This window comes from Pantoea sp. Pa-EAmG (assembly GCF_030024295.1).
Classification (GTDB): domain Bacteria; phylum Pseudomonadota; class Gammaproteobacteria; order Enterobacterales; family Enterobacteriaceae; genus Pantoea; species Pantoea dispersa.
In genome coordinates, this window is sequence record NZ_JASEWO010000049.1 from 1 (window position 1) to 26228 (window position 26228).

Sequence of the window (26228 nt, forward strand, 5' to 3'; positions counted from 1 at the left end):
ATTTTGCCTGCGGAGGGCAACAAAAAATGAATAAAATCCTGTTGGTTGATGACGATCGCGAATTGACTTCGCTGCTTAAAGAACTGCTTGAAATGGAAGGTTTTGAGGTGATTGTCGCCAGCGATGGCGAGCAGGCGCTCAATCTGCTGGACAACACCGTCGACCTGCTTTTGCTCGATGTCATGATGCCGAAGAAGAACGGTATCGACACGTTAAAAGAGCTACGCCAGCAACATCAAACCCCTGTCATCATGCTGACCGCCCGCGGTAGCGAGCTGGACCGCGTTCTGGGCCTGGAACTGGGCGCGGATGACTATCTGCCAAAGCCGTTCAACGATCGCGAACTGGTGGCGCGTATCCGTGCGATTCTGCGCCGTTCCAACTGGAGCGAACAGCAGCAACAGCACGATAACAGCTCACCGACGCTGGAAGTGGATTGCCTGCGCCTGAATCCGGGCCGTCAGGAAGCCAGCTTCGACAGCGAAACGCTGGATCTCACCGGCACTGAGTTCACCCTGCTCTACTTACTGGCGCAGCATCTTGGCCAGGTAGTGTCACGCGAGCATCTCAGCCAGGAAGTGCTGGGCAAGCGCCTGACGCCGTTTGACCGCGCCATCGATATGCACATCTCTAACCTGCGTCGTAAGCTGCCGGAACGTCGTGATGGTCATCCGTGGTTCAAAACTCTGCGCGGACGCGGCTATCTGATGGTTTCGGCATCATGATTGGAAGTTTGACCACCCGCATCTTCGCCATCTTCTGGCTCACCCTGGCGCTGGTGTTGATGCTGGTACTGATGGTGCCCAAACTCGATTCGCGCCAGATGACCTCGCTGATGGAGAGCGAACAGCGCCAGGGCACCATGATTGAGCAACACGTTGAGGCGGAGCTGTCACAGGATCCGCCCAACGACCTGATGTGGTGGCGCCGGCTGTTTCGCGCCATCGACAAATGGGCACCGCCCGGTCAGCGCCTGCTGCTGGTGACCAGCGAAGGACGGGTGATCGGTGCGCAGCACAATGAAATGCAGGTGATCCGTAACTTTATCGGCCAGTCCGATAATGCCGATCATCCGCAGAAGAAAAAGTATGGCCGCGTCGAGATGGTCGGCCCCTTCGCGGTGCGCGACGGCGAAGACAATTACCAGCTGTATCTGATCCGTCCCGCCACCAGTTCCCAGCTCGATTTCGTCAACCTGCTGTTTGACCGTCCTCTGCTGCTGCTCATCGTCACGATGTTAATCAGCTCACCGCTGCTGCTGTGGCTGGCGTGGAGCCTGGCGCGTCCGGCACGCAAACTAAAACATGCCGCGGATGAAGTGGCGAGCGGAAATTTGCGTCAGCATCCGGAACTGGAATCGGGCCCGCAGGAATTTCTCGCAGCCGGCTCCAGTTTCAACCAGATGGTGAGCGCGCTCGAACGCATGATGACGGCACAGCAGCGACTGCTGTCGGATATCAGCCATGAATTACGCACGCCGCTGACGCGTCTGCAGCTGGCGACTGCGCTACTGCGCCGGCGTCATGGCGAAGGCAAAGAACTGGAGCGTATTGAGACCGAAGCGCAGCGTCTGGACGGCATGATCAACGACTTGCTGGTACTGTCGCGCACCCAGCATAAGAACGCGCTGGTGAGCGAAGCGATGAAGGCCAACCAGCTGTGGAATGGCGTGCTGGAAGATGCCAAATTCGAAGCGGAGCAGATGGGTAAAACCATGGACGTGCCGTATCCGCCCGGTCCGTGGCCGCTGTACGGTAACCCGCACGCGCTGGAAAGCGCGCTGGAGAACATTGTGCGCAACGCGCTGCGCTATTCGCACACGCACATCAGCGTTAGCTTTGCCGTGGATATTCAGGGCATTACCGTGCACGTCGACGACGACGGTCCCGGCGTCAGCCCGGAAGATCGCGAGCAGATTTTCCGTCCGTTCTACCGCACCGATGAAGCGCGTGACCGTGAATCCGGCGGCACCGGGCTCGGGCTGGCGATTGTCGAAACCGCCGTGCAACAGCACCGCGGCTGGGTGAAAGCCGATGATAGCCCGTTAGGCGGTCTGCGCCTGACGCTGTGGCTGCCGCTGTACTCCGCCCGGCAATAATTTGCTATGCTGCGGCCCTCGTTTCCGGGGGCCTTATGCTAAACATCGTCTTATTTGAACCTGAAATCCCGCCAAATACCGGCAACATCATCCGCCTGTGCGCCAATACCGGCTTTCAGCTGCACCTGATTGAGCCGTTAGGCTTCGCCTGGGATGATAAACGCCTGCGCCGCGCCGGACTGGATTACCATGAATATACCGCGCTGAAAAAGCACGCCAGCTACGTCGCTTTTCTGGCGGCGGAAGCGCCACAGCGCTTATTCGCGCTGACCACCAAAGGCACACCGGCGCACAGCGCCGTCAGCTATCAGCCGGGCGACTATCTGCTGTTTGGCCCGGAGAGCCGTGGCTTACCGCCAGAAATTCTTAATGCGTTACCGGCAGAACAGAAGATCCGCATTCCGATGCGCGCGGAGAGCCGCAGCATGAACCTGTCGAATGCAGTTTCAGTGGTGGTGTATGAGGCGTGGCGCCAGCTGGATTATGCGGGCGCGCTGATCAAAGGCTAGATGCCGTCGCCGTACTCAAACCCGGCGCCGGTGAAATGCTGATCCATATCCATCGACGGTTTGTCGCTGGCTGGTTTACCGACAATGCGCGCCGGCACGCCGGCCGCCGTGGTATGGGGCGGCACCGGCTGCAAGACCACCGAACCGGCGCCGATTTTGGCACCGCGCCCGACTTCAATATTGCCAAGGATTTTGGCACCCGCGCCAATCATCACCCCTTCACGGATCTTCGGATGGCGATCGCCGCTGGTTTTACCGGTACCGCCCAGCGTGACCGACTGCAGAATGGAGACGTCATTTTCCACCACAGCCGTTTCACCAATCACGATGCCGGTGGCGTGATCCAGCATGATGCCACGCCCGATGCGCGCCGCCGGATGAATATCCACGGCGAATGAGACCGAGATTTCGTTTTGCAGATACACCGCCAGCGCGCGCCGTCCCTCTTTCCACAGCCAGTGGCCAATACGGTACGCCTGCAGCGCGTGGAAGCCCTTCAGATAGAGTAATGGCGTGGAATATTTGTCGACCGCCGGATCGCGCTGACGCACTGCCTGAATATCGTACGCGGCCGAGACAATCATCTCAGGATCCTGACGATAGGCTTCTTCAACAATTTCGCGTATGGCAATAGCGGGCATGATCGGGTTAGCGAGCTTGTTAGCCAGCATGTAGCTGAGCGCGCTGCCGAGATTTTCGTGCTTGAGCAAGGTCGCATGGTAAAAACTGGCCAGCATCGGTTCACAATCGGCCAGCGCTCTGGCTTCGGCTTTGATATGGTTCCAGACCAGTTCTAACTCTTCAGACGACATTGCTGTTTGCTCCCGATAAAAAAGCGCCCGATTAGGCGCTACAGGTGATAATGCTTAAGCATCCTGCTTTAGCTTTGGCTGTTCTCGTCCTTCCTTGTACGACCAAGCAGGCTCAATGCTGCCTCTCGCGCCGATTTTTCGCAATATAATACCTGATAAATTTGCTCGGTTATTGGCATTTCCACGCCCACATGCGCAGCTAACGCTTTGACTTCTTTGGTATTTCTGTAGCCTTCTACAACTTGTCCGATAATGCGTTGCGCCTCATCCACGCTTTCGCCCTGCCCCAGCATCATGCCGAAACGGCGGTTGCGCGACTGATTATCGGTACAGGTCAGCACCAGATCGCCAAGACCCGCCATGCCCATAAAGGTCGTCGGATCGGCACCCAGCGCAGCACCGAGACGGCTCATCTCCGCCAGACCGCGGGTGATGAGTGCCGTACGCGCGTTGGCACCAAAGCCAATGCCGTCGGAGATCCCGGCACCAATCGCAATGACGTTTTTCACTGCGCCGCCCAGCTGCACGCCGATGAAGTCCGGATTGTTGTAAACGCGGAAGCTTTTGCCGCAGTGCAGCTTTTGCTGCAGATCGTCGGCAAACTGCGCGTCAGTGGCCGCCAGCGCAATCGCCGTCGGCAAACCGGCCGCCAGCTCTTTGGCAAAGGTCGGGCCGGAAATCACCGCCAGCGGAATGCTGTCGCCGAGGATTTCGCGCGCCACATCCTGCAGCAGCCGTCCGGTCTCTTTTTCCAGTCCTTTGGTCGCCCAGACAATGCGTGAGTCGGCACGCAGCAGCGGTTTGAGCTGCATCAGCACGTCGCCGAACACATGGCTTGGCACTACCACCAGCAGATCGCGGCTGGCGCTGACGACGCGGGCCAGATCGGCTTCAGGAACGAGATTATCGGGGAAAGGAACATCGGGCAGGAAAGCGGTATTGCATCGGTCAGCCTGCAGCTGCGCCACGCTTTGCGGATTGTGGCCCCACAGCAGCACCGGGTGGCCATTACGGGCCAGCGTAATGGCCAGTGCGGTGCCGTACGAGCCGGCACCGATGACGCTAATCGAAGCGTTGAGTGTAGTCATCAGGCATCCTGACGTGGCGCTTCGCCTTCACCCTGCTGCTGCAGATAATTCATGAACAGCGCATCAAAGTTGACCGGCGCCAGATTGAGCTGAGGGAAGGTACCGCGTGACACCAGGCTGGTGACACATTCACGCGCATACGGGAACAGAATGTTCGGGCAGTAAGCGCCGAGGCAATGTGCCATCTGCGTGCCTTCGATACCGCTGATGGTGAAGATACCGGCCTGCTGTACTTCGCACAGGAACGCGGTGTCTTCGCCCACGGTGGCGGTGACAGTAACGCGCAGCACGACTTCATACACTTCATCCGCCAGCTGAGAAGAGGCGGTGTCCAGATCCAGCTTCACTTCCGGTTCCCACTCTTTCTGGAAAACCTGAGGTGCGTTTGGCGCTTCAAATGAGACGTCTTTGGTGTAAACGCGTTGAATCTGGAACTGCATTTCGTTGCTGCTATGCTCTGACATGTTACTGAATCCTTTAAGTGAAAATTGTCGGTCGAAAATATTATGCGCGGAGCAAGGGATCGAGTCCCTGACGCCCGTCCAGCGCGTAGAGATCGTCACAGCCGCCAATGTGCTGCGCGTCAATAAAGATCTGTGGCACCGTGGTGCGGCCGCTGCGTTTGATCATCTCTTCGCGCTTTACCGCGTCCCCATCAATGGGAATCTCCTGGTATGACACGCCTTTTTGATCCAGCAACGCCTTCGCCCGGTGGCAGTAAGGACAGGTCACTTTGGTGTAAATCTCAACATTAGCCATGCGGTGATACCTCAGGAAGTTATTTACCGCGAACCAGCGGCAGGTTTTCGCCACTCCAGCCGCTCACACCATCTTTCAGCACGGTCACTTTGTCAAAACCCGCTGCGCTAAGGGTGGCTGCCGGTTCTGCGGCGCTCTGGCCGGTGGCACATACCACAATTATGGGCTGCGACTTGTGCTTTTCCAGCTCGCCGAAGCTGCCTTTTTTGATATCGGCTGCGGCGATGTTAATAGCCCCTGAAATGTGTCCTTTGCGATAGTCGTCGCGTGAACGAACGTCTACCACCACCGCGTCCTCTTTGTTGATCAGGTGGGTTGCTTCACCACGGCTGATGGTTTTTACCTTAGAGAACATTCCTTTAACGGTGGTCACAATCACCAGAACGAGTAAAACAACCCATGCCAGACTAAGGATGGTGTGATTGCTTGCAAACTGCATAATTTCTTGCATGAGGGGTAACGACTCCAGACCGGGCTAATAAGCTAAAACAAGGGTTCTGAGTATACCTGCGCCACTTAGCATGTACAGTCGCGAAGCGGGCAGAGTTACGATTTGTGCGTCATTTTCCAAAAAAAGTGTTCTAATCGCAAAATTGAGTCAAAGATTATGCCGGTAAGCTCGGCACCGACATCTTTCGTAAAGCAAAACCCGCCCGGGATAACTGGTAAGCGGCTGTTCATCGTGGAATAATTATCGACTATGAAGGGAAAAGCGACCGTTACACACACAAGGACCCGTTACAACGACCCGGCATCTCCGTTGTCATTTCGCTGGTCCGATATCTCCCTCAGCCTGCTTTGTGCGGGTGCGTTGCTGTTGCCCGTCGCCGCGCATAGCGCCGATGACAGCAAAACGCAGCTAAAGTCCATTCAGCAGGACATCGCCGAAAAAGAGAAAAGCGTTAAAGCGCAGAAGCTGCAGCGCAGTAAGCTGCTCGATCAGCTGCAGAGTCAGGAAAAAGTGATTGCCCAGGCCAGTCGCCAGCTGCGTGAAACCCGCAACAGCCTGAGCGCGCTGAACGGCGAAATCGCCCAAACCACCGCCGCGATTGCCCGGCTGGAAAAGCAGCAGGCGCAGCAGGAAAAACTGCTGGCGCAGCAGCTGGATGCCGCGTTTCGTCAGGGCCAGCACAACGGCGTACAGCTGCTGCTCGGCGGTGAAGAAGCACAGCGCAGCGAACGTATTCTGGCCTATTTTGGCTACCTCAATGCCGCCCGGCAGAAAAACATCGACGAGCTTAAGCAGACTCAGCAGGAGCTGGCGCAGCAGCGTCAGGCGCTGCAGGGCAAGCAGGAGCAGCAAAAGTCGCTGTTAGCGCAGCAGCAGACGCAACAGAACAAGCTGGAAACCGCCAGCGCCGCACGCAAGAAAACGCTGTCCGCGCTGGAGAGCGCGCTGGAGAAAGACCAGGCCGATCTGGTCGAGATGCGCCAGAACGAAAGCCGCCTGCAGGACAAAATTGCCAAAGCCGAACGTGAGGCGCGCGAACGGGCGCAACGCGAAGCGCACGAGGCGGAAAAAGTGCGCCAGCGTCAGGCCCAGGCAAAAGCCAAAGGCTCCAGCTATTCCCCTACGCAAAGCGAGCGCGAGCTGATGGCGCGCACCGGCGGCCTTGGCCGGCCGGGCGGACAGGCCATCTGGCCAGTGCGCGGTCGCATTGAACATCGCTTTGGTGAAGCAATGCAGGGCGAACTGCGCTGGAAAGGTCTGGTGATTGATGCCCCGGAAGGCACTGAAGTCAAAGCCATTGCTGATGGTCGCGTGCTGATGGCCGACTGGCTGCAAGGCTACGGCCTGGTTGTGGTCGTCGAACACGGTAAAGGCGATATGAGCCTTTATGGCTACAATCAGAGCGCGTTGGTGAGCGTCGGTGCGCAGGTGAAGGCAGGACAGCCTATCGCCCTCGTGGGCACCAGCGGCGGCCGCGGCACGCCCTCGCTCTACTTTGAAATTCGTCGTCAGGGACAGGCCGTCAACCCACTGCCGTGGTTAGGAAGATAAGTGTTGTTTCAGTCCCAAAAGCTTAGCGCCGCCCTGTGCGGGCTGTTTTTTACCTTTGCCGCCCATGCGGGAAAACTGGCTATCGTCATTGACGACTTCGGCTACCGCCCGGCTGAAGAGAATAAAGTGCTGCAGATGCCCGCCGCGGTTTCTGTGGCGGTGCTACCCAATGCGCCTCATGCGCGTGATATGGCAACCAAAGCGCATCAGGGTGGTCATGAGGTGCTGATTCACCTGCCGATGGCGCCGCTGAGCAAACAGCCGCTGGAGAAGGACACGCTGACGCCGGAGATGAGCAGCGAAGAGATCGCGCGCATCGTGCGTGAAGCCAGCAACAAAGTGCCTTATGCGGTTGGCCTGAACAACCATATGGGCAGCAAAATGACCTCCAGCCTGCCCGGCATGCAGAAAGTGATGCAGGTGCTCAATCACTACAACTACTACTTTCTCGATAGCATGACCATTGGCAACAGCCAGTCGGTCCCGGCCGCACAGGGCACGCAGGTTAAGGTGCTGAAGCGGCGCGTATTCCTCGACGACAGCCAGAATGAAGCGGCGATTCGCACCCAGTTCACCCGCGCAGTGAAGCTGGCACAGCGCGATGGCTACACCATCGCTATTGGCCATCCGCATCCCACCACGGTACGGGTGTTGCAGCAGATGTTGCCGACGCTACCGGGCGATATCACCCTGGTCCGCCCCAGCCAGTTGCTCAACGAACCGCTGCGCCAGGGCGCTACGCCGCCGGCCAGCACGCCGGTGAAACCGCGCACCCCGGTATTCCGTGCGCCGGGCGTGTGTAAGCCTGCACAGCCGCTGCCTGCCGTACCGCAGAGTCGTGCGGTGGAGGTGGTGACAGAGAGCATTACCGCCAGTCCACTCGTGCAGTCGCTTAAACAGCTATTCTGATTATCAGGCGCAGCGTGCTGCGCCTTATTTAACGCCACACCTTTTCCGCGCAAGGATATCGGAACAGATGACGTCAACCAGAAAGAAAATTCTGCTGCTGGATACCGGGCGCGAATGGGGCGGTGGTACCAACAGCATGCTGGAATTACTCAAGCGCATCGATCGCCAGCGTTTCGCTATCACCTGCTGTTTTTATCAGAATTATGCGCGTGGCAATCAGGAGACCATTGCCTCGGTATTAGAGGCGATCGGCATTCCGGTGACATTTATTGCGCAGCGTCGCCAGCCGCTCTGGGCAAAAATCACCAAAGAGTTGCTGCGCACCCTGCTGTTTTTTAACCGCGCGGTGAAAAAAAACGCCATCGACCGCATCGATCGCCAGTGGCGCATGCAGCCTAACGCCCGCCAAATCGCGACGATTTTACGCGACGGTGGCTATGATGCGCTGTACATGAATAATCAGCCCAGCACCAACGTTGAAGGCTATCTCGCCGCTGAACAGACTCACGTGGCGTTAATTCAGCACTGCCGCATTGATCCGTTACTCAATAATGCGCTGGTCAAGATGATTAATCGGCATTGTGATGCGGTGATTGCCGTGTCACAGGGCGTACACCGCACCCTGAGCGAAAGCGGTGTTGATGCGCAGCGCTGCTTTACCGTATCCAACGCTATCGATATTCATCAGCCGCTGCCGGTGCGTGAGGCGGTGCGTCAGCGCTTTGATTATCCCGCCGATACCTTTATTTTCGGCTCCATCGGTTCCCTGATTGCGCGTAAATCTAACCATCATATTTTGCAGGCGTTAGGTGCATTCAGCCGCGCGCATCCTGCCGCTAAATGGAAAATGGTGATCGTCGGTGCCGGCCCGGAGCAGCAGCACTTACAGCAGCTGGCGCAAAAAGAGGGGATTGCCGCGCAGGTTATTTTTACCGGCTTTCAAAATAACGCACTGGATTATCTGGCGGCATTCGATACGTTTATTCTCGCCTCAGCCAGTGAAGGGCTGCCGCGCGTGGTGCTGGAAGCGATGCTGGTGAATACGGCGGTGATAGGTTCGAATGTCGTCGGTACGTCGGAATTAATTCAACACGGCGAGACCGGTTTACTGTTTGACTATGGCAATACGCAACAGCTTAGCCAGCATCTTAGCGCGCTGTGGCAGGATACTGCGCTGCGCCAGCGTTTAATCGCCGCCGCCGCCGCCCGGGTGCGCGAGCGCTATAGCATTGAACATTACGTATCGGGCGTGGAAAACATTCTGGAAAACGTCATGGAGAGAAAAAAGCATGTTTGATTTTTTAAATAAACACCGTCGCTATATTCTCTCGCGCCACAACATTCCCGCCACGCAGGCGGATGCGCAGGGCACAATTGCCGTCAGTTCCGTGGTCATTCCCTGTACCGGCGCTGATTACATTGAAGAAGCGGTGCTCAGCGCTTATTTTGCCAGCCGCTGCGCCGACACCATCAGCGAAATTGTCATCGTCAGCGATCAGCCTTCCAGCGCTTTTCCGCCGCTGCCGGCACGCGTGCGTGTGGTGACGCTGGAGGTGCCGTTTCGTGAAGAAAACTACCGCTATAAACAGATCTACCGCAGCCGCCTGATTAAACTTCAGGCCCCCTTGCAGGCGACCGGTGAAGGTATATTGATGATCGATTCCGATCTCAATTTATTAAAAACGCCGGATATTGCGATGCGTGAGCATCATCTGTACAGCAGCTTCCGTCAGGGCAAGATGATCGCCAAACTGGCCGGCGCGCCAGAAGAACATATTCCGGCCTATTACCACCACACCGTTCGCCCTTATTTGCAGGATCACGTGAATGGCGCCTATCTGGCGGCCTCCCGTCGCACATGGCAGCGTATTTGTCCGCTGTGGCTGACGTTATTTAATGATACCTGGGAATTGATGAACGACGACCAGCCGCCAACCGATCAGCTACCGCTCGCTGCCCTGCTCGACCTGCTGGATCTCCGCACGGTCAATCTGGGCGAATGGGCTAACTGGCCGGTGTCGAAACGCATTGGTGGTCAGTCGGCCGTGATTCCACCGCAGGTGATTGGCGCGCATGGCGGCTTTCCCTTAAGTGAATGGCAAAAATATTTGCAGGATCCGCACCAGCCGCTGAGCTTCAAAGGCCAGGACTACACGCGTAAGGTGCGTTACCTGACCGATGCGGAAAAACAGCAATCCTGAGCGTCACCGGCCCGCAGGCCGGTGTGTCGTTTAATCCCAGCTCAGCACCACTTTGCCTGAACGCCCGGAACGCATCTCGTCGAAGCCCTGCTGGAAGTCGTCGATGTGATAGCGATGCGTGATGATCGGCGTCAGATCGAGGCCGGACTGAATCAGCGCGGCCATTTTGTACCAGGTTTCAAACATCTCACGGCCGTAAATCCCCTTGATAAACAGCCCCTTGAAGATAACCTGATTCCAGTCAATCGACATTTCACCCGGCGGAATGCCCAGCAGCGCGATGCGTCCGCCGTGATTCATGGTCTCCAGCAGGGTACGAAACGCCGGCGGCGCGCCGGACATCTCCAGTCCGACATCAAAGCCTTCGGTCATCCCCAGTTCCGTCATCACCTCGCGCAGATTCTGCTGCGCCACGTTGACCGCACGCGTCACGCCCATTTCACGCGCCAGCCCGAGGCGGTACTCATTGATGTCAGTGATCACCACGTTTCGTGCGCCGACGTGCTTACACACCGCTGCCGCCATAATGCCAATCGGTCCGGCACCGGAGATCAGCACGTCTTCACCTACCAAATCAAACGAGAGCGCGGTATGCACCGCGTTACCGAACGGATCGAAAATCGCCGCCAGCTCGTCGGAAATATTGTCGGGAATTTTGAACGCGTTAAACGCCGGGATCACCAGATATTCAGCGAAGCAGCCCTGACGATTAACCCCGACACCCACGGTATTACGGCATAAATGGGTACGGCCGGCGCGACAGTTGCGGCAGTGGCCACAGGTGATGTGACCTTCACCCGATACGCGATCGCCAATGGCGAAACCCTTCACTTCCTGACCGATGCCGACCACTTCACCCACGTATTCGTGGCCGGTGATCATCGGCACCGGAATGGTTTTGCGTGACCAGTCGTCCCAGTTATAGATATGCACATCGGTGCCACAGATGGCGGTTTTGCGGATTTTAATCAGCAGATCGTTATGACCGGGCTCCGGCACCGGCGCGTCGTGCACCATCCAGATCCCCTCTTCCGCTTTCAGTTTAGCCAGTGCTTTCATCCGTTGGCTCCTGCAGTGATAACCCCTAACTGATGTCCGATGCGCGTGAAGGCCGCCACCGCGTGCTCCAGCTGCGCCTGAGTGTGGCCGGCAGAAATCTGCGTGCGAATGCGCGCCTGGCCCTGTGGCACCACCGGATAGAAGAAGCCGGTAACGTAGATGCCTTCCTGCTGGAGCAGACTGGCAAACTGCTGCGCCACTTTGGCATCGCCCAGCATCACCGGAATGATGGCGTGATCGGCACCGGCCAGCGTAAAGCCCGCGGCGGTCATTTTTTCCCGGAAGAAGCGGGCGTTTTCCCACAGCCGCTGCCGCAGCCCATCGCCTTCGTTCAGCAGATCCAGCACGCGCAGCGACGCGGCCACAATCGCCGGTGCCAGCGAGTTAGAAAACAGATAAGGGCGCGAGCGCTGACGCAGCCATTCAACCACCTCGCGTTTTGCCGCCACGTAACCGCCGGACGCACCGCCCAGCGCTTTACCCAGCGTGCCGGTCAGAATATCCACGCGATCCATCACGCCGCAGTATTCATGCGTGCCGCGTCCGCTTGCGCCGACAAAGCCTACCGCGTGCGAGTCATCCACCATCACCAGCGCATTAAACTCATCGGCCAGGTCGCAAATGCCCTGCAGGTTAGCGATCACGCCATCCATGGAGAACACGCCGTCGGTGGCAATCAGCAGATGGCGCGCCCCCTTGTCGCGGGCCTCCTGCAGGCGCGCGCGCAGCTCAGCCATATCATTGTTGGCGTAACGATAGCGCTGGGCTTTGCACAGGCGGATGCCGTCGATGATCGACGCATGGTTGAGCGCATCCGAGATAATCGCGTCTTCCGCGCCCAGCAGGGTCTCAAACAGCCCGCCGTTGGCGTCGAAGCAGGAGGAGAACAGGATAGCTTCTTCCATGCCGAGGAACTCCGCCAGCCGGCGCTCCAGCAGCTGATGGCTGTCCTGCGTGCCGCAGATAAAACGCACCGACGCCATGCCAAAACCATGCGTGTCCATGCCGTCTTTGGCGGCCTGAATCAGCGCCGGATGGTTCGCAAGGCCGAGATAGTTATTGGCGCAGAAGTTAATCACCGGCGGGCTATTGGCGACGTTGATTTCCGCCTGCTGCGCCGAGGTCAGGGTGCGCTCCTGTTTGAACAATCCGTCCTGCCGCGTTGTCTCAAGCTGTTGCCGGATTTGTGAATAGAACTGATCGGACATGATTCTGCTCCTCAGATAGCAAAATTTTGGCACATATTACTGATCGAAAAGCGAATGGACGACAATTCAGCCAGGGAAATCTCCGTTTTGCAGCATAGTTCACGCGGCGCGCAGGATTTGTGCAGCGCGATCGGCGTCATCTGGCTGTCCGCATCGGGCTGAAATGTTATGATGTTAGGTATTCGTGCGTGAAACCTCCTGTTTCACCCCAACTGTTTAAAGGCAAAGCATATGATTATCGTAACCGGCGGCGCGGGCATGATTGGCAGCAACATTGTGAAAGCGCTCAACGATCGCGGTCATACCGATATCCTGGTGGTGGATAATCTGAAAGATGGCACCAAATTCGTGAATCTCGCGGATCTGGACATCGCGGATTACATGGATAAAGAGGAGTTCCTCACCTACATCATGTCGGGTGAAGATCTGGGTCCGATTGAAGCGGTGTTCCATGAAGGTGCCTGTTCAGCCACCACCGAGTGGGACGGTAAGTACATGATGGATAACAACTATCAGTACTCAAAAGATCTGCTGCACTTCTGCCTCGAACGTGAAATCCCGTTCCTGTATGCCTCATCGGCCGCCACCTATGGCGGGCGTAACGAGAACTTCATTGAAGAGCGCCAGTACGAGCAGCCGCTCAACGTGTACGGCTACTCAAAAATGCTGTTCGACCACTATGTCCGCCAGATTCTGCCGGAAGCAGATTCGCCAGTGTGCGGCTTCCGCTATTTCAACGTGTACGGGCCGCGTGAAGGCCATAAAGGCAGCATGGCGAGCGTCGCGTTCCACCTCAATACGCAAATCAGCAACGGTGAAAATCCTAAGCTGTTCGAGGGCAGCGACAGCTTCCGTCGTGACTTCATCCACGTTGATGATGTAGTGGCAGTCAATCTGTGGTGCTGGGAAAACGGCGTTTCCGGCATCTATAACTGTGGTACCGGCCGCGCCGAATCTTTTCAGGAAGTGGCGGATGCGGTGCTGAAGTTCCACCAGCAAGGCCAGATCGAATACATCCCGTTCCCGGACAAACTGAAAGGGCGCTACCAGGCCTTTACGCAGGCGGATCTCAGCAAACTGCGCGCCGCGGGCTATGACAAACCGTTTAAAACCGTTGCGCAGGGCGTGGGCGAATACATGGCCTGGCTGAACCGTCACGCATAAGGAAACCGGCACCGGCGATGAAAATTCTGGTTATTGGCCCCTCCTGGGTCGGCGATATGATGATGTCGCAAAGTCTCTATCGCACGCTGAAACAGGCGCACCCTGAGGCGGTAATTGATGTGATGGCGCCGGCCTGGTGCCGGCCGCTGCTGTCACGCATGCCGGAAGTGAATCAGGCGCTGGCGATGCCGCTTGGGCACGGTGCGCTGGCGCTGGGTGAGCGCCGTCGCCTGGGCAAAGCGCTGCGGGCCAGCGGTTACGATCGCGCCTATGTGCTGCCAAACTCGTTTAAATCGGCGCTGGTGCCGTTTTTTGCCGGCATCAAACGCCGCATCGGCTGGCGCGGCGAAATGCGCTATGGCGTGCTGAATGACGTGCGGGTGCTGGACAAAGCCGCGTTTCCCTTAATGGTGGAGCGCTATGTGGCGCTGGGCTATGACCAGCCGGTTGCGGCGGCAGCACAGTTGCCGCAGCCGCTGTTGTGGCCGCAGCTGCGCGTCGACGACGATGAAAAACGCATGACCGCGGCGCAGTTTGCGCTGTCGGCCGATCGCCCGGCCATCGGCTTCTGCCCCGGTGCCGAATTTGGTCCCGCGAAGCGCTGGCCACACTATCACTACGCCGCGCTGGCGGCACAGCTGATTGCTGAAGGCTATCAGGTGCTGCTGTTCGGCTCGGCTAAAGATCGGGAAACCGGCGAGGCGATCCTGCAGGCGCTGCCGGACACGGCACGCGCGCACTGCCGCAATCTGGCGGGCGAAACGCAGCTGGAGCAGGCGGTGATTCTGATCGCCCACTGTGCTGCGGTCGTCAGCAATGATTCCGGACTGATGCACATTGCCGCCGCGCTCAACCGGCCGCTGGTGGCGCTGTATGGCCCGAGCAGCCCGGACTTCACGCCGCCACTGTCCCATCAGGCGCGCATCATTCGCCTGATTACCGGCTACCACAAAGTGCGCAAAGGCGATGCCGCAGAGGGCTATCACCAGAGCCTGATTGATATTCAACCGGCACGCGTGCATCAGGAACTCAACGAGTTGCTGCATCCGGTGCAGGAGTAACCATGCACGTTTTGATTGTTAAAACCTCGTCGATGGGTGATGTACTGCACACGTTGCCGGCGCTGACCGACGCGATGCAGGCGATTCCCGGCATTCGCTTCGACTGGGTGGTGGAAGAGAATTTTGCGCAAATTCCTGGCTGGCATCCGGCCGTCGACAAAGTCCTGCCGGTGGCGATTCGTCGCTGGCGCAAACACTGGTTTGGCAGCCAGCAGCGCGAAGAGCGCGTGCAATTCAAACGCGAGCTGCAGTCACGTCAGTACGACGTGGTGATTGATGCCCAGGGGCTGATTAAAAGCGCCGCGCTGGTGACGCGCCTGGCTAAAGGCATCAAACATGGCCAGGACAGCCGCAGCGCACGTGAACCGTTCGCCAGCTGGTGGTATGACAAGCGTCATGAGATTGGCAAGCAGCAGCACGCCGTGGAACGCACGCGCGAACTGTTCGCCAAAAGTCTGGGCTATGAAAAACCGGCCACGCAGGGCGACTATGCCATTGCCGGTCATTTTCTCGCGGCACAACCGCTGGATGGCCAACCGTACCTGGTGTTTCTGCACGCCACAACGCGCGACAACAAACACTGGCCGGAAGATCACTGGCGCCAGCTCATCGCGCAGGTTCAGCCCACTGGCCTGCACGTCAGGCTGCCGTGGGGCGCCGAACACGAGCACCAGCGCGCGCAGCGGCTGGCAGCAGGGTTTGATCATGCAGAGGTGTTGCCGAAGCTGACGCTGGAGCAGGTGGCGCAGCAGCTGGCGGGCGCCCGTGCGGTGGTCTCGGTGGATACCGGTTTGAGCCATCTGACCGCCGCGCTGAATCGCCCCAACATCACCCTGTTCGGCCCGACTGACCCGGGACTGATTGGTGGCTATGGCAGGAATCAGCATGCGTTACGGCCCGCGCAGGGCAGCAGCAGCATGGCAGACATTCAGCCTGATGACGTGATGGCCATGCTGGCTGAGATCGCGCTGTAACGCGATTGGGCTGTTTAGCGCTGCTGGTGCTTCAGCTGCGCAAATTCAGTGAGCGTCATGCCCTGCGTCCGGGTCGCCAGCCAGCTGAACAGGCCTTCCAGATCGTCATACAGGCGTTCAATATCAGCCTCCGTTTTAAACGTGGGGCTGCCATCTGGCATAAACTCGGATGAATGCAGCATGAACTCCACATAGTCGTTGCCCTGTGCGAGCGTCTGTTCTGCCACCTGTTTCATCTGGGCCAGATTCCCCCCCACCGGACGCAGCCAGTTCACTGAAGGTCCACGCTGCCTGCCGCGGATACCATTCCACACTTTTTTGAGCTGATTGGTGAACGCGCCATAGCGATACTGAATGCTCATTGGCAGTTCCAGCAGCGGGCTGTCGCCCGGCCTGGAAATATCCTGTTCATCAAGAAAATAAGCGCGATCGGGGAAATGGCTGTAATCCGTTCCGCCCTGTCCCTGCGGTGCACCCTGCGCATTACGCCAGCTCACGCGCGGCGTAACCGAGCAGTCAACCAGATAGCCCTGATCGATCAGGGCGCGGGCGTACACTTCATTAAATGCCCAGCGGCCGGCGCGGTGGCTGGTCATTTTACGCTGAAAAGCGTTCTCCAGCAGATCGGTCATATAGGCGACTTTATCGCGCAGGACGTTTTCCGGATATTCGATCAGATAAGGTTGGTAATGCCACTCATCGTCGGTCAGCGCATATTCAGGTGGACTGTACCAGGCATGTAAATGCATACCGATTTCGCCCTGACCGCGAGCCAGCAGATCGCGTCCGAACTCGACATAAGCCGGGTCACTGGCCATCTCATAGTTGGTTAGCCAGGTCGGTTTAAAACCGTATTTCTCACACAGCGCCTGGAAGCGCGGTAAAAACCGGACGTTATGGGTAGTGACCTTGCCGCTGCGATTGCGCCACAGGTTATCCCCTTCGGTATCAAGGGTAATTAAAAAGGCAGGTTTTTCCATAACTTATCCGGTGAATTACAGTGTTATAATCGCTATGGTACGCAACGCTCCTGACGGGCGCAAACTTTTCCCATGCGGGTTCAGGGGGAAGTCGATAGCGGTATAAGATTAGTTAAACTAGAATAATTTAAACTCTTCACTGGCCTGAATTTTAGCAATTAACCGAGCGCACGTTCGTGTAAAATTACCTGGCCATAAAAATAATTAATTGAATTTTCTTATATTAAGTCCTGATAGCACCGGGAATGATAGCAGCTAAGTCTTTACAGCAGACTGGCATGTAGGGGTAAAAAATTTTGTCGAAACGCATTTTAATGGTGATTGATGGCCTGCCGGGCGGCGGTGCCGAAAAAGTCGTACTGACTCTGGCGGGGGGCTTCCTCAGTCAGGGACACCAGGTTTCGATCTTCTCATTGCGGAAGGTATGTGATTACCCTATTCCGGCTGGCGTGGATTACCAGGTGATTCTTGATCGCTGTAACCACCCGTGGCGCAAGCTGACAGAAACATGGCGCCGCGCGCGCCTGCTGGATCGTGCGGTGCGCGACAGTGAAGCGCGGCACGGCAAATTTGATCTGATCCTCTCTCATCTGCATAAAACTGACCGCATTGTCAGGCAAACGCCTGCGCTCGATGGAGACAGAACCTGGTTTTGTCTGCACGGCGTGTTTTCTGCTTCGTATCTGGCACGTAAAACCGGCTTCTCGCTGTGGCTGAAGCGTCTGAAAATCCGTCACGTTTATCAGGATCGCCAAATCGTCGGGGTTTCGCAGTACGTCATCGACGATATGGTGCAAAACATTGGCGTACAGCCCCGCCAGGCCAAAGTGATCGCTAATCCTTTCGATTTTGACAGCCTCGCCCGACTGGCCGCTGAACCCTGCCCGTTAGCCGGCACCGATTTCCTGGTGCATGTGGGACGCTTCCATGAAACCAAACGCCATGACCGCCTGCTCGAAGCCTATGCCCTGAGTGGCATCACCGCGCCGCTGGTTTTGCTGGGACAGGGAAGCGAAAAAATAACGCAAAAATTGCGTGAGCAGGCGCAGAATTCAGGCATTGCGGAGCGCGTGCGCTTCGAAGGTTTTCAGCGCAATCCTTATCCCTGGATACGGCACGCGCGCCTGCTGGTGGTCAGCTCCGATAGTGAAGGTTTTGGTAATGTGCTGGTCGAAGCCCTGAGCTGCGGCACCCCGGTGGTCAGTACGCGCTGTCCGGGCGGTCCTGTTTCGATCCTCACCGGCGAACTGTCACGCGGTCTGGCAGAGATGAATGCAACATCGCTGGCAGAAAAAATGCGAGAAATTTATACAACTCCCCCCAGGTTGCAACATCTGGACTTAAGCATTTATAGTTTGAGCGTTGTTTGCCAGCAATACCTGCAGCTTATTCAGGTGGCGGAGACGTCATTTTCAACCACGCAGCACGTTTCAGGTTAACAGGTCCCCCATGACGGTGTGACCGAATCATGGGGATGACTACTTGACGTACGTACTACTGTTTATTCTTTTTTCGCCGGTCAAATGGGTGATGAAGTTTGTTCATGGCCGCACCGGTAAAAACCTGGTGATACAGACCGCTAAAATTGGCGACTATATTAATATCACGCCGTTATTATCCCACCTGGGAAAAAGCGATGCCCTGCTGAGCTATAGTGTCGCCCCGCTGGCTGAACGTGACGCCACGCTGGAGCACATCTGGTATATCGAAGATCATCGCTCCGGTTTGATGAAAAAAATAAAACTGGTGTGGCAGCTGCTCAATCGCTACGACAATATTTATTTGCTGCATCCCACCAATCTCAATTTATTTATTGCCGCCTGCTGCAATGCCAGTAACAAGCAATTTCTTTCCAGCTATCGGCGCAAAGGCTATCAGGGCCTGTTTTATTTAACGGCCAGCGGCGTGGTTTATCACGAGAAAAATACCTTAACGCTGGAAAATTACCTGAAACTGGCCGATCGCTCTTTTACCAAAGAGAGTTATCCCAAACATGCCACCCTGCCACTGTGGCAACCGGAAACGCTGCCCGCGGAAATTACGCAGGTGCCGGGCATCCGCATTGGTATTAGCGTAACGGCAGGGAATCAGGCCAAAACCATTCCGCCGTTAATCTGGTGTCGGCTTTTCGACCACCTGAGCGATCTCCCCTGCACTTTTTTTGCTTTCGGCGCACCGAATGAACAATCACGCGTTCAGGAGTTGTTTAAAGTTGCCGGTCAGCGAAACAATCTGGTGAGTCTGGTAGGTAAAATTCCGCTCGAGGCGCTGCCTGCCGCCATTAACGAGATGGATTTCTATATCGCCTCGGATTCCGGCAATGTGTATATTGCCGACGCGCAACAGGTACCGGTGATTTTAATTTATGGTCCCTGCTGCGTAGAGGAGCAAAGGCCGCTGGGTGACGTGCTCTTAATTGGCCCGAACCACATCGCGCCCTCTTCGTTTGTGTTCGCTGCGCAATACAAATTTGCCCATCCGGTTGAACAGCTGTTCGAGCTGGATGAACGCAAGCTAAATGATATCCATGATTTTATCCGCACCCGGCAGCAGCAGCGCCTGGCGCGACGGAACAACGAAGAACATGACAGCGCAGCCCGATAGCTCATCCCCGCTACTCAGTCTCATTATCCCGATGTTTAACGCTGGTGCTGACTTTACCGGCTGTATCAATGCATTGCTGGCACAAACCCTGACGTCGCTGGAGATCATCATTGTTGATGATGGCTCCACCGACGGCTCCGGCGAGCGCGCCGACGCGCTGGCGCAGCAGTACCCACATATCCAGGTGATTCATCAGCCGAACGGTGGCGTGTCGCGTGCGCGCAATGCCGGACTGGCTGTGGCGCGGGGTAAATACGTCAGCTTTCCCGACGCCGACGACACCATGGATCCGGCGATGTACCAGACGCTGGTCGACATGGCGGAGCGCGATCGGCTGGACGCTGCGCAGTGCAACGCCGAGTGGTTTTTCAAGGCCAGCCAGACAACTAAGCCGATGATTCCGCGGGATCGCCTCACCAGCACCGGCGTATTAAGCGGGCCGGAGTGGCTCAACAAGGCGCTGAAAACCCGGCGTTACCTGCACGTCGTGTGGCTCGGTATCTACCGCCGTGAGCTGATCGAACAGCTTAATCTGCAGTTTGAACCCGGTCTGCATCATCAGGACATCCCGTGGACCACTGAGTTCATGCTCAACGTTAAGCGCGTGCGCTACACCGATCGGGTGCTGTATCGCTACTACATGCACGATGCGTCGATCAGCAACCGCAAGCGCACCGGCCAGCACAACGTCGACTATCAGCGTCACTACCTGAAAATCGCGCGCATGCTGGAAGAGATCAACACGCGCTATCGTCACAAGGTGAAGATTTACCCGAGCTTCCACGCGCAGATTACCCGCGAAGCGCTGAGCGTGTGCCACGCTATCCGGCGCGAACCGGACGCCGCAGCGCGCCAGGCAATGATCGCCGATCTGTTTAGCAGCCAGACGCACAAACGCATGCTGCGCAATGCGCGCGGCGCGCGTCAGTGGTATCAGCTGCTGCTGTGGCTGAGCCGCATTTATCGCTGGCGCAATAAATAAGCGCCCGCCGCGGCTTTAACCCCTCCAGGGTTTGCCCTACAATCAGCTCACTGAATTTTGAGATGATTTGAGTATGGCAAGCCCGATTCCAGCCCACTTTACACCGCAAAATATTTTGCTGATAAAGCTGCGTCATCATGGCGATATGCTGCTGACCACGCCTGCCATCAATGCGCTGCGCCAGCGCTATCCGCAGGCCAACATTGATGTGCTGCTGTATAAAGAGACGCGCCCGATGCTGGAAGCGCATCCGGCGATCCGTCAGCTGCATATCATCGATCGCAACTGGAAAAAGGAAGGCGGCTGGCAGAAGTTTCGCCATGAGGTCGCGCTGGTGCGGTCGGTGCGCGCCTGCCATTACGATGTGGTGATTAATCTGGCCGACCAGTGGCGCAGCGCCATTATTACCGGCCTGTCCGGTGCCCCGGTGCGCATTGGCTTTGCGTACCGCAAGCGCGACAACGCGTTCTGGCGCTGGTGCCATAACCAGCTGGTTTCCACCGACCGTCACCATCAGCTGCACACCGTGGAACAAAACATGACGGCGCTGCAGCCGCTCGGCATTCCCACCGCCGGGGCGACAGCCTCCATGCATTTCAGCACCGCCGACCAGCAAAAAGTGCAGGATGTCCTCGCTCAGCAGTCGATTACCGGCCCGTTTGTGGTGCTGCAGCCCACCTCGCGCTGGGTTTTTAAGTGCTGGGAAGATGAAAAGGTGGCGCAGCTGATTGATGCGCTGGCCGCTGATGGTCGCAGCGTGGTGCTGACCGCCGCGCCCGATCAGAAAGAGCTGGCGATGATCGCCCATATCCAGTCGCTGTGCCGCACGCCGAACGTGGTGTCGCTGGCGGGCCAGCTCTCGCTGCCGCAGCTGGCGGCGCTGATCGACGCGGCACAGCTGTTTATTGGCGTTGATTCCGCACCGATGCACATGGCCGCGGCGCTGCAGACGCCGTGCCTGGCGCTGTTCGGCCCGACCAAGCTGCAGCACTGGCGCCCGTGGGGCGACAATAACCGCGTTATCTGGGCGGGCGACTATGCGCCGCTGCCGTCACCGGATTCGATCAATACCAATACCGAGCAGCGCTATCTGTCTGCCATCCCGGTTGAGGATGTGCTTGACGCCGCCAGGAGCCTTTTGCATGACTAAGTTACGGCTGGCGATTGTCCGGCAGAAATACCGGCCGGACGGCGGTGCCGAGCGCTTTATCTCACGCGCGCTGGAAGCGCTGGACGGCGAGCAGCTCGATCTCAACATCATTACCCGCAGCTGGCAGGGCACGCCGAACCCGGCCTGGCACCTGCACATTTGCAATCCGGCAAAGTTCGGCCGCATCTCGCGTGAACGCGGCTTTGCCCGCGCGGCGCGCGCCTGCTGGGAGCGGGAAAAATTCGATATCGTACAGAGCCACGAGCGCATCGCCGGCTGCGATATTTTCCGCGCCGGCGACGGTGTGCATCGCGTATGGCTGGAGCAGCGCGCGCGCATTGTTTCGCCGTGGCAGCGGCTGAGCGCCAGCCTGAGCCCGTACCATCGCTATGTGCTGCAGGCGGAAGCGGAGATGTTCAACGCGCCCTCGCTGAAAGCGGTGATCTGTAATTCGCACATGGTGAAGCAGGATATTTTGCGCCACTTCGCGCTGGATGCCAGCAAAATCCACGTGATTCACAACGCCATTGATAGCCAGCGTTTTCAGCCTGCCAGCGATACGCTGCGTCACGCCGCGCGTCAGCGACTCAACCTGCCGCAGGACGCCACGGTGATGATCTACGTCGGCTCCGGCTTCGAACGCAAAGGGCTAAAGGCCGCTATCGAAGCGGTCGCTAATAGCGATCGCTACCTGGTGGTGGTCGGCCAGGACAAACAGCTGGCGCGCTATCAGCAGCTGGCGAACCAGCTTAACTGTCTTGACCGCCTGCGCTTTGCGGGCGTGCAGCAGGACGTTCAGCCGTTTTATCACGCCGCCGATGCGCTGCTGTTGCCAACCCTGTACGATCCGTTCCCCAATGTGGTGCTGGAGGCGATGGCCTGCGGGCTGGCAATCATTACCAGCACCGGCTGCGGCGGCGCAGAATTTATCACCAACGGTGAACAGGGTTTTGTCTGCGATGCGTTGGATATCAAAGCGTTAAACGAAGCGGTAATCGCAACGCCCGCACTTTCGCTCAATCCGGCGCTGGGCGAAGCCGCACGTCGCAAAATTGAACCTTATGGTCCGCAAAGACTGGCGCAGGCGCTGACTTCGCTTTATCAGCACGTCCTGCAAACCCGTTGACGAAGTGGTATGAGCAGGCGGTCAGTTTCTGTTAACATGCCGCCTTTCCTGTGTTTTTTGACGCGAACTGGTCGTAACCTTAACTATGACGACTCTCTATACAGCCCTGCTTTATCTGATTCAGCCACTGATCTGGCTGCGCCTGTGGCTGCGCGGTCGAAAAGCACCGGCCTATCGTAAACGCTGGGCGGAACGCTACGGCTACTGCAGCGGTAAAGTGGCACCGCACGGCATCGTGCTGCACTCGGTTTCGGTCGGTGAAACGCTCGCCGCCGTGCCGCTGGTGCGCGCGTTGCGTCATCGCTATCCGACGCTGCCCATTACCGTGACCACCATGACGCCCACCGGCTCCGAGCGCGCCCAGTCGGCGTTTGGCAAAGACGTGCACCACGTCTATCTGCCGTACGATTTGCCCGGCTCAATTAACCGTTTCCTCGATACCGTCGACCCGCGGCTGGTGATTATCATGGAAACCGAGCTGTGGCCGAACATCATTCGCATTCTGCATCAGCGCCAGATTCCGCTGGTGATTGCCAATGCGCGCCTGTCTGAACGCTCCGCCAGAGGTTATAAAAAGCTCGGCGGTTTCATGCGTGACCTGCTGCAGCGCATTACGCTGATCGCCGCGCAGAACGTCGAAGATGGCGATCGTTTCCTCAGCCTCGGCCTGAAGCGCTCGCACCTGGCCGTGACCGGCAGTCTGAAGTTTGATATCTCCGTTACGCCGGAACTGGCAGCACGCGCGGTGACGCTGCGCCGCCAGTGGGCGTCGCGCCGGCCGGTGTGGATCGCCACCAGCACGCACGAAGGCGAAGAGGCCATCGTGCTCGACGCCCATCGCCGCCTGCTGCAACAGTTCCCGGATCTGCTGCTGATTCTGGTGCCGCGCCATCCGGAACGCTTTAAAGATGCCTGCAACCTGACGCAAAAACGCGGCTTCAGCTTTACCCTGCGCAGCAGCGGCGAGATTCCCTCCAGCGCCACGCAGGTGGTGATTGGCGATACCATGGGCGAACTGATGCTGCTGTACGGCATCGCCGATCTGGCCTTTGTCGGCGGCAGCCTGGTGGAGCGCGGCGGCCACAATCCGCTCGAGCCCGCTGCGCATGCCATTCCGGTGCTGATGGGCCCGCACATCTGGAACTTCAAAGATATCTGCGCCCGTCTGCAACAGGCGGAAGGGCTGATCATCGTTACTGATGTGGTGTCGCTGGAAAAAGAAGTGGCGAACCTGCTGCAGGATGACGATTATCGCCGCTACTACGGCCGCCACGCGGTAGACGTGCTGCACCAGAATCAGGGCGCACTGCAGCGTCTGCTACAGTTACTCGAACCGCATCTGCCTCCACGAGCTCATTAACGCATGTCACAACGCCAACGTCTCTCCGTGGTGATGATCGCCAAAAACGAAGCTGAACTCCTTCCGGAGGCGCTGGCTTCCGTCAGCTGGGCAGATGAAATCATTCTGCTGGATTCGGGCAGCAGCGATGCGACCATCGAGGTGGCACGCGCGCACGGTGCACAGGTCTATCAGGCAGACGGCTGGGCCGGCTTTGGTAAGCAGCGTCAGCGCGCCCAGGCCTTTTCCAGCGGCGATATGATTCTGATGCTGGATGCCGATGAACGGGTTACGCCAGAACTGCGCCGCGCCATTGAGCAGGTGCTGATACAGCCACCCAGCGATAAGGTTTACAGCCTCGGGCGCAGTAATATGTTTCTCGGCCGCTTTATGCGCCACAGCGGCTGGTATCCCGACCGCGTGCTGCGCCTCTATCCGCGCCATCTGCGCTATAACGACAATCTGGTGCACGAATCGCTGGAGACGCAGGGCACGCCGGTGGTGGCGCTGCCGGGTGATTTGCAGCACCTGACCTGCCGCGACCTGATCGCCTTCCAGCGCAAGCAGATGAACTATGCCGAAGCCTGGGCGCAGGAGCGCTTTCAGCGCGGCAAGCGCTGCAGTATTCTCTCTGTTTTCAGCCACACCGCAGGCGCGTTTATTAAGACGCTGCTGCTGCGCGCCGGTTTTCTCGATGGTAAACAGGGCTGGATTCTGGCGGTGGTCAACGCACAATACACCTTTAATAAATACTCGGCGCTCTGGGCGCTGCATCACACCTCAACACAGGGCCGCGTATGAGCACTAAAGCGATTTATCCTGGCACATTTGACCCGATGACGCTGGGCCATCTGGATATCGTCACGCGCGCAGCGCAGATGTTTGATCGCATCGTGCTGGCAATTGCCGCCAGCCCGAGTAAGAAGCCGCTGTTTAGCCTTGATGAACGTGTCGATCTGGCGCGCCAGGTTACGGCCCATTTGCCAAATGTTGAGGTGGTTGGCTTTAGCGATTTGATGGCGAATTTTGCCCAGGCGCAGAACGCGAACGTGCTGGTGCGCGGTCTGCGTGCGGTATCGGACTTTGAGTATGAGCTGCAGCTGGCGCACATGAACCGTCATCTGCTGCCCACGCTGGAGAGCGTGTTTCTGATGCCGTCCGAAGGCTTCTCATTTGTCTCGTCGTCGCTGGTCAAGGAAGTGGCGCGCCATCAGGGTGACGTGCAGGCATTTCTGCCTGCCGTGGTGCATCAGGCGCTGCTGGCGAAGCTGGCGCAGCCGTAATCAGTGCTGGCAGCGTGGACACCAGAAGGTGCTGCGCTGACCGTGTTTACCGCTGAGGATCGGCGTACCGCAGGCGCGACAGGGCTCGCCAGTGCGTCCATACACCTGCAACTGCTGCGCAAAATAGCCTGGCTTACCGTCGGTCTGCAGGAAATCACGCAGCGTGGTGCCGCCCTGCTCAATCGAACGCAGCAGTACGGCTTTGATGGTGTTCGCCAGCAGTTCCGCTTCCGCTTCACTCAGGCTCATCGCCGGACGATCGGGTAAGATCCCGGCGGTAAACAGCGATTCGCTGGCATAGATGTTACCCACGCCCACCACCACTTTGTTATCCATCAGCCACTGCTTGATCACCGTGCGTTTGCCGCGCGACTTTTCATACAGATACCCGCCGCTGAAGGCATCGCTCAGCGGTTCCGGACCGAGGTGCGCCAGCACGCTGCTGCCTTCCGGATCGGTAGTCCACAGCCAGGCGCCAAAACGCCGCGGATCGGTATAGCGCAGCACTTTGCCATTGCTCATCACCAAATCGACGTGGTCGTGCTTCGCAGCCGGCAGTTCGCCGGGCAGAACGCGCAGGCTGCCGGACATGCCAAGATGAATGATGATCCAGCCGTGCGGCAGCTCCAGCAGCAGATACTTGGCGCGACGCTGTACGCTGAGCACCGGCTGGTCGCTCAGCGCGTGGATTTCATGGGAAACCGGCCAGCGCAGACGCGGATTGCGCACAATGGCATGCAGAATGGTTTCTCCCACCAGGTGAGGTTCTATACCGCGTCGGCTGGTTTCTACCTCAGGTAATTCAGGCATCTCATCTCCTCAACGTAGCGCAGAAACAAAAAACCCGGCCGGAGCCGGGTTTTTCGCAAGAACACCAAAATTACTTAATTTTGGCTTCTTTGTAGATCACGTGCTGACGT

The 26228-nt window shown here is 57.8% G+C and carries 27 protein-coding genes; 18 read left to right on the top strand and 9 right to left on the bottom strand.

The annotated features are described in order from the left end of the window. Nucleotides 1-26: 26 nt before the first annotated feature. From cpxR to trmL, 3 genes are read left to right on the top strand one after another with little or no spacing between them, the layout of a single operon-like run. Entirely contained in the window at nt 27-725 is a 699-nt protein-coding gene (cpxR, locus tag QMM04_RS09145) for an envelope stress response regulator transcription factor CpxR (protein ID WP_007885339.1), read from the top strand. Continuing rightward, the gene (cpxA, locus tag QMM04_RS09150; RefSeq protein WP_031279625.1) at nt 722-2098 is read left to right on the top strand and encodes an envelope stress sensor histidine kinase CpxA; all 1377 of its coding nucleotides are present in this window, start codon (nt 722-724) and stop codon (nt 2096-2098) included. Before cpxR ends, cpxA begins: the two co-directional genes overlap by 4 nt. A 35-nt stretch (nt 2099-2133) precedes the next feature. Further along, nucleotides 2134-2607, top strand: coding sequence for a tRNA (uridine(34)/cytosine(34)/5-carboxymethylaminomethyluridine(34)-2'-O)-methyltransferase TrmL (gene trmL, locus QMM04_RS09155; RefSeq protein ID WP_058775484.1), 474 nt, complete (start codon nt 2134-2136; stop codon nt 2605-2607). Here trmL and cysE read toward each other — a convergent pair. From cysE to QMM04_RS09180, 5 genes are all read right to left on the bottom strand, one after another. Next, on the bottom strand, nt 2604-3419 hold the full coding sequence (cysE, locus tag QMM04_RS09160) for a serine O-acetyltransferase (protein ID WP_021507052.1): 816 nt from the start codon (nt 3417-3419) through the stop codon (nt 2604-2606). The two genes, trmL and cysE, sit on opposite strands and share 4 nt — an antisense overlap. A gap of 68 nt (nt 3420-3487) precedes the next feature. Further along, the gene (gene gpsA, locus QMM04_RS09165) at nt 3488-4507 is read right to left on the bottom strand and encodes an NAD(P)H-dependent glycerol-3-phosphate dehydrogenase (RefSeq protein WP_021507053.1); all 1020 of its coding nucleotides are present in this window, start codon (nt 4505-4507) and stop codon (nt 3488-3490) included. Beyond that, on the bottom strand, nt 4507-4971 hold the full coding sequence (secB, locus tag QMM04_RS09170) for a protein-export chaperone SecB (protein ID WP_021507054.1): 465 nt from the start codon (nt 4969-4971) through the stop codon (nt 4507-4509). Before secB ends, gpsA begins: the two co-directional genes overlap by 1 nt. A gap of 40 nt (nt 4972-5011) precedes the next feature. Beyond that, entirely contained in the window at nt 5012-5266 is a 255-nt protein-coding gene (gene grxC, locus QMM04_RS09175; protein WP_010616518.1) for a glutaredoxin 3, read from the bottom strand. 19 nt (nt 5267-5285) lie between these two features. Beyond that, a complete protein-coding gene (locus tag QMM04_RS09180) occupies nt 5286-5717 on the bottom strand; it encodes a rhodanese-like domain-containing protein (protein WP_282996044.1) in 432 nt (143 codons plus the stop codon). Between the two features lie 249 nt (nt 5718-5966). Here QMM04_RS09180 and envC point away from each other — a divergent pair, with 249 nt between their 5' ends. From envC to QMM04_RS09200, 4 genes are all read left to right on the top strand, one after another. Beyond that, complete coding sequence (gene envC / locus QMM04_RS09185) at nt 5967-7268, top strand: murein hydrolase activator EnvC (RefSeq protein WP_125309606.1); 1302 nt, start codon at nt 5967-5969, stop codon at nt 7266-7268. Nucleotides 7269-7271: 3 nt separating this feature from the next. Continuing rightward, nucleotides 7272-8177 (top strand): divergent polysaccharide deacetylase family protein, encoded by a 906-nt coding sequence (locus QMM04_RS09190; RefSeq protein WP_282996050.1) that lies wholly within the window; start codon nt 7272-7274, stop codon nt 8175-8177. A gap of 67 nt (nt 8178-8244) precedes the next feature. Next, the gene (locus QMM04_RS09195; protein WP_104094246.1) at nt 8245-9474 is read left to right on the top strand and encodes a glycosyltransferase; all 1230 of its coding nucleotides are present in this window, start codon (nt 8245-8247) and stop codon (nt 9472-9474) included. Then, the gene (locus QMM04_RS09200) at nt 9467-10378 is read left to right on the top strand and encodes a hypothetical protein (protein WP_058775481.1); all 912 of its coding nucleotides are present in this window, start codon (nt 9467-9469) and stop codon (nt 10376-10378) included. The genes QMM04_RS09195 and QMM04_RS09200 overlap by 8 nt, the downstream gene beginning before the upstream one ends. 30 nt (nt 10379-10408) lie before the next feature. Here QMM04_RS09200 and tdh read toward each other — a convergent pair whose 3' ends face one another. Both tdh and QMM04_RS09210 read right to left on the bottom strand, forming a co-directional pair. After that, on the bottom strand, nt 10409-11437 hold the full coding sequence (tdh, locus tag QMM04_RS09205; protein WP_058759416.1) for an L-threonine 3-dehydrogenase: 1029 nt from the start codon (nt 11435-11437) through the stop codon (nt 10409-10411). Continuing rightward, nucleotides 11434-12645: a glycine C-acetyltransferase gene (locus tag QMM04_RS09210; protein WP_159377802.1), complete on the bottom strand. Its 1212-nt coding sequence runs from the start codon at nt 12643-12645 to the stop codon at nt 11434-11436. The genes tdh and QMM04_RS09210 overlap by 4 nt, the downstream gene beginning before the upstream one ends. A gap of 231 nt (nt 12646-12876) precedes the next feature. On the opposite strand from QMM04_RS09210, the gene rfaD reads away from it, so the two are divergent. The 3 genes from rfaD to rfaC are packed head-to-tail and all read left to right on the top strand — an operon-like array spanning nt 12877 to nt 15844. Next, complete coding sequence (gene rfaD, locus QMM04_RS09215) at nt 12877-13809, top strand: ADP-glyceromanno-heptose 6-epimerase (RefSeq protein ID WP_021507062.1); 933 nt, start codon at nt 12877-12879, stop codon at nt 13807-13809. A gap of 17 nt (nt 13810-13826) precedes the next feature. Continuing rightward, nucleotides 13827-14870, top strand: a complete 1044-nt coding sequence (gene rfaF / locus QMM04_RS09220; protein WP_058759419.1) for an ADP-heptose--LPS heptosyltransferase RfaF — start codon at nt 13827-13829, stop codon at nt 14868-14870. A 2-nt stretch (nt 14871-14872) separates the two neighbouring features. Next, on the top strand, nt 14873-15844 hold the full coding sequence (rfaC, locus tag QMM04_RS09225; RefSeq protein ID WP_282996045.1) for a lipopolysaccharide heptosyltransferase RfaC: 972 nt from the start codon (nt 14873-14875) through the stop codon (nt 15842-15844). 14 nt (nt 15845-15858) lie between these two features. Here the strand turns inward: rfaC and QMM04_RS09230 are convergent, their stop codons facing one another. Continuing rightward, entirely contained in the window at nt 15859-16824 is a 966-nt protein-coding gene (locus QMM04_RS09230) for a polysaccharide deacetylase family protein (protein ID WP_282996046.1), read from the bottom strand. Nucleotides 16825-17138: 314 nt separating this feature from the next. On the opposite strand from QMM04_RS09230, the gene QMM04_RS09235 reads away from it, so the two are divergent. The 8 genes from QMM04_RS09235 (at nt 17139) to coaD (ending at nt 25308) form a co-directional block, all read left to right on the top strand. Then, entirely contained in the window at nt 17139-18263 is a 1125-nt protein-coding gene (locus QMM04_RS09235; RefSeq protein WP_058759422.1) for a glycosyltransferase, read from the top strand. Between the two features lie 43 nt (nt 18264-18306). After that, nucleotides 18307-19428: a glycosyltransferase family 9 protein gene (locus QMM04_RS09240; protein WP_282996047.1), complete on the top strand. Its 1122-nt coding sequence runs from the start codon at nt 18307-18309 to the stop codon at nt 19426-19428. Beyond that, nucleotides 19409-20410, top strand: coding sequence for a glycosyltransferase (locus QMM04_RS09245; protein ID WP_132466122.1), 1002 nt, complete (start codon nt 19409-19411; stop codon nt 20408-20410). Before QMM04_RS09240 ends, QMM04_RS09245 begins: the two co-directional genes overlap by 20 nt. Before the next feature lie 73 nt (nt 20411-20483). Next, complete coding sequence (gene rfaQ / locus QMM04_RS09250; RefSeq protein ID WP_282996048.1) at nt 20484-21560, top strand: putative lipopolysaccharide heptosyltransferase III; 1077 nt, start codon at nt 20484-20486, stop codon at nt 21558-21560. Continuing rightward, the gene (locus tag QMM04_RS09255) at nt 21553-22686 is read left to right on the top strand and encodes a glycosyltransferase family 4 protein (RefSeq protein ID WP_215480752.1); all 1134 of its coding nucleotides are present in this window, start codon (nt 21553-21555) and stop codon (nt 22684-22686) included. Before rfaQ ends, QMM04_RS09255 begins: the two co-directional genes overlap by 8 nt. Before the next feature lie 85 nt (nt 22687-22771). Continuing rightward, entirely contained in the window at nt 22772-24046 is a 1275-nt protein-coding gene (gene waaA, locus QMM04_RS09260; protein WP_282996049.1) for a lipid IV(A) 3-deoxy-D-manno-octulosonic acid transferase, read from the top strand. 3 nt (nt 24047-24049) lie between these two features. Continuing rightward, a complete protein-coding gene (locus tag QMM04_RS09265) occupies nt 24050-24826 on the top strand; it encodes a glycosyltransferase family 2 protein (protein WP_215480751.1) in 777 nt (258 codons plus the stop codon). Further along, the gene (coaD, locus tag QMM04_RS09270) at nt 24823-25308 is read left to right on the top strand and encodes a pantetheine-phosphate adenylyltransferase (RefSeq protein WP_021507073.1); all 486 of its coding nucleotides are present in this window, start codon (nt 24823-24825) and stop codon (nt 25306-25308) included. Before QMM04_RS09265 ends, coaD begins: the two co-directional genes overlap by 4 nt. Here coaD and mutM read toward each other — a convergent pair whose 3' ends face one another. Beyond that, nucleotides 25309-26118: a bifunctional DNA-formamidopyrimidine glycosylase/DNA-(apurinic or apyrimidinic site) lyase gene (gene mutM / locus QMM04_RS09275; RefSeq protein WP_088516674.1), complete on the bottom strand. Its 810-nt coding sequence runs from the start codon at nt 26116-26118 to the stop codon at nt 25309-25311. It lies immediately after the preceding gene. Nucleotides 26119-26228 lie beyond the last annotated feature (110 nt).

Bases quoted from the DNA above. Each gene is read 5' to 3' on its own strand.
- mutM (WP_088516674.1), bottom strand. From the start codon at position 26,118: ATGCCTGAATTACCTGAGGTAGAAACCAGCCGACGCGGTATAGAACCT.
- QMM04_RS09210 (WP_159377802.1), bottom strand. From the start codon at position 12,645: ATGTCCGATCAGTTCTATTCACAAATCCGGCAACAGCTTGAGACAACG.
- QMM04_RS09245 (WP_132466122.1), top strand. From the start codon at position 19,409: ATGACAGCGCAGCCCGATAGCTCATCCCCGCTACTCAGTCTCATTATC.
- cpxR (WP_007885339.1), top strand. From the start codon at position 27: ATGAATAAAATCCTGTTGGTTGATGACGATCGCGAATTGACTTCGCTG.
- rfaC (WP_282996045.1), top strand. From the start codon at position 14,873: ATGCACGTTTTGATTGTTAAAACCTCGTCGATGGGTGATGTACTGCAC.
- QMM04_RS09235 (WP_058759422.1), top strand. From the start codon at position 17,139: ATGGTGATTGATGGCCTGCCGGGCGGCGGTGCCGAAAAAGTCGTACTG.
- QMM04_RS09230 (WP_282996046.1), bottom strand. From the start codon at position 16,824: ATGGAAAAACCTGCCTTTTTAATTACCCTTGATACCGAAGGGGATAAC.
- grxC (WP_010616518.1), bottom strand. From the start codon at position 5,266: ATGGCTAATGTTGAGATTTACACCAAAGTGACCTGTCCTTACTGCCAC.
- cpxA (WP_031279625.1), top strand. From the start codon at position 722: ATGATTGGAAGTTTGACCACCCGCATCTTCGCCATCTTCTGGCTCACC.
- coaD (WP_021507073.1), top strand. From the start codon at position 24,823: ATGAGCACTAAAGCGATTTATCCTGGCACATTTGACCCGATGACGCTG.
- rfaQ (WP_282996048.1), top strand. From the start codon at position 20,484: ATGGCAAGCCCGATTCCAGCCCACTTTACACCGCAAAATATTTTGCTG.
- trmL (WP_058775484.1), top strand. From the start codon at position 2,134: ATGCTAAACATCGTCTTATTTGAACCTGAAATCCCGCCAAATACCGGC.
- rfaF (WP_058759419.1), top strand. From the start codon at position 13,827: ATGAAAATTCTGGTTATTGGCCCCTCCTGGGTCGGCGATATGATGATG.
- waaA (WP_282996049.1), top strand. From the start codon at position 22,772: ATGACGACTCTCTATACAGCCCTGCTTTATCTGATTCAGCCACTGATC.
- cysE (WP_021507052.1), bottom strand. From the start codon at position 3,419: ATGTCGTCTGAAGAGTTAGAACTGGTCTGGAACCATATCAAAGCCGAA.
- QMM04_RS09200 (WP_058775481.1), top strand. From the start codon at position 9,467: ATGTTTGATTTTTTAAATAAACACCGTCGCTATATTCTCTCGCGCCAC.
- QMM04_RS09195 (WP_104094246.1), top strand. From the start codon at position 8,245: ATGACGTCAACCAGAAAGAAAATTCTGCTGCTGGATACCGGGCGCGAA.
- rfaD (WP_021507062.1), top strand. From the start codon at position 12,877: ATGATTATCGTAACCGGCGGCGCGGGCATGATTGGCAGCAACATTGTG.
- QMM04_RS09255 (WP_215480752.1), top strand. From the start codon at position 21,553: ATGACTAAGTTACGGCTGGCGATTGTCCGGCAGAAATACCGGCCGGAC.
- envC (WP_125309606.1), top strand. From the start codon at position 5,967: ATGAAGGGAAAAGCGACCGTTACACACACAAGGACCCGTTACAACGAC.
- tdh (WP_058759416.1), bottom strand. From the start codon at position 11,437: ATGAAAGCACTGGCTAAACTGAAAGCGGAAGAGGGGATCTGGATGGTG.
- QMM04_RS09265 (WP_215480751.1), top strand. From the start codon at position 24,050: ATGTCACAACGCCAACGTCTCTCCGTGGTGATGATCGCCAAAAACGAA.
- QMM04_RS09180 (WP_282996044.1), bottom strand. From the start codon at position 5,717: ATGCAAGAAATTATGCAGTTTGCAAGCAATCACACCATCCTTAGTCTG.
- gpsA (WP_021507053.1), bottom strand. From the start codon at position 4,507: ATGACTACACTCAACGCTTCGATTAGCGTCATCGGTGCCGGCTCGTAC.
- secB (WP_021507054.1), bottom strand. From the start codon at position 4,971: ATGTCAGAGCATAGCAGCAACGAAATGCAGTTCCAGATTCAACGCGTT.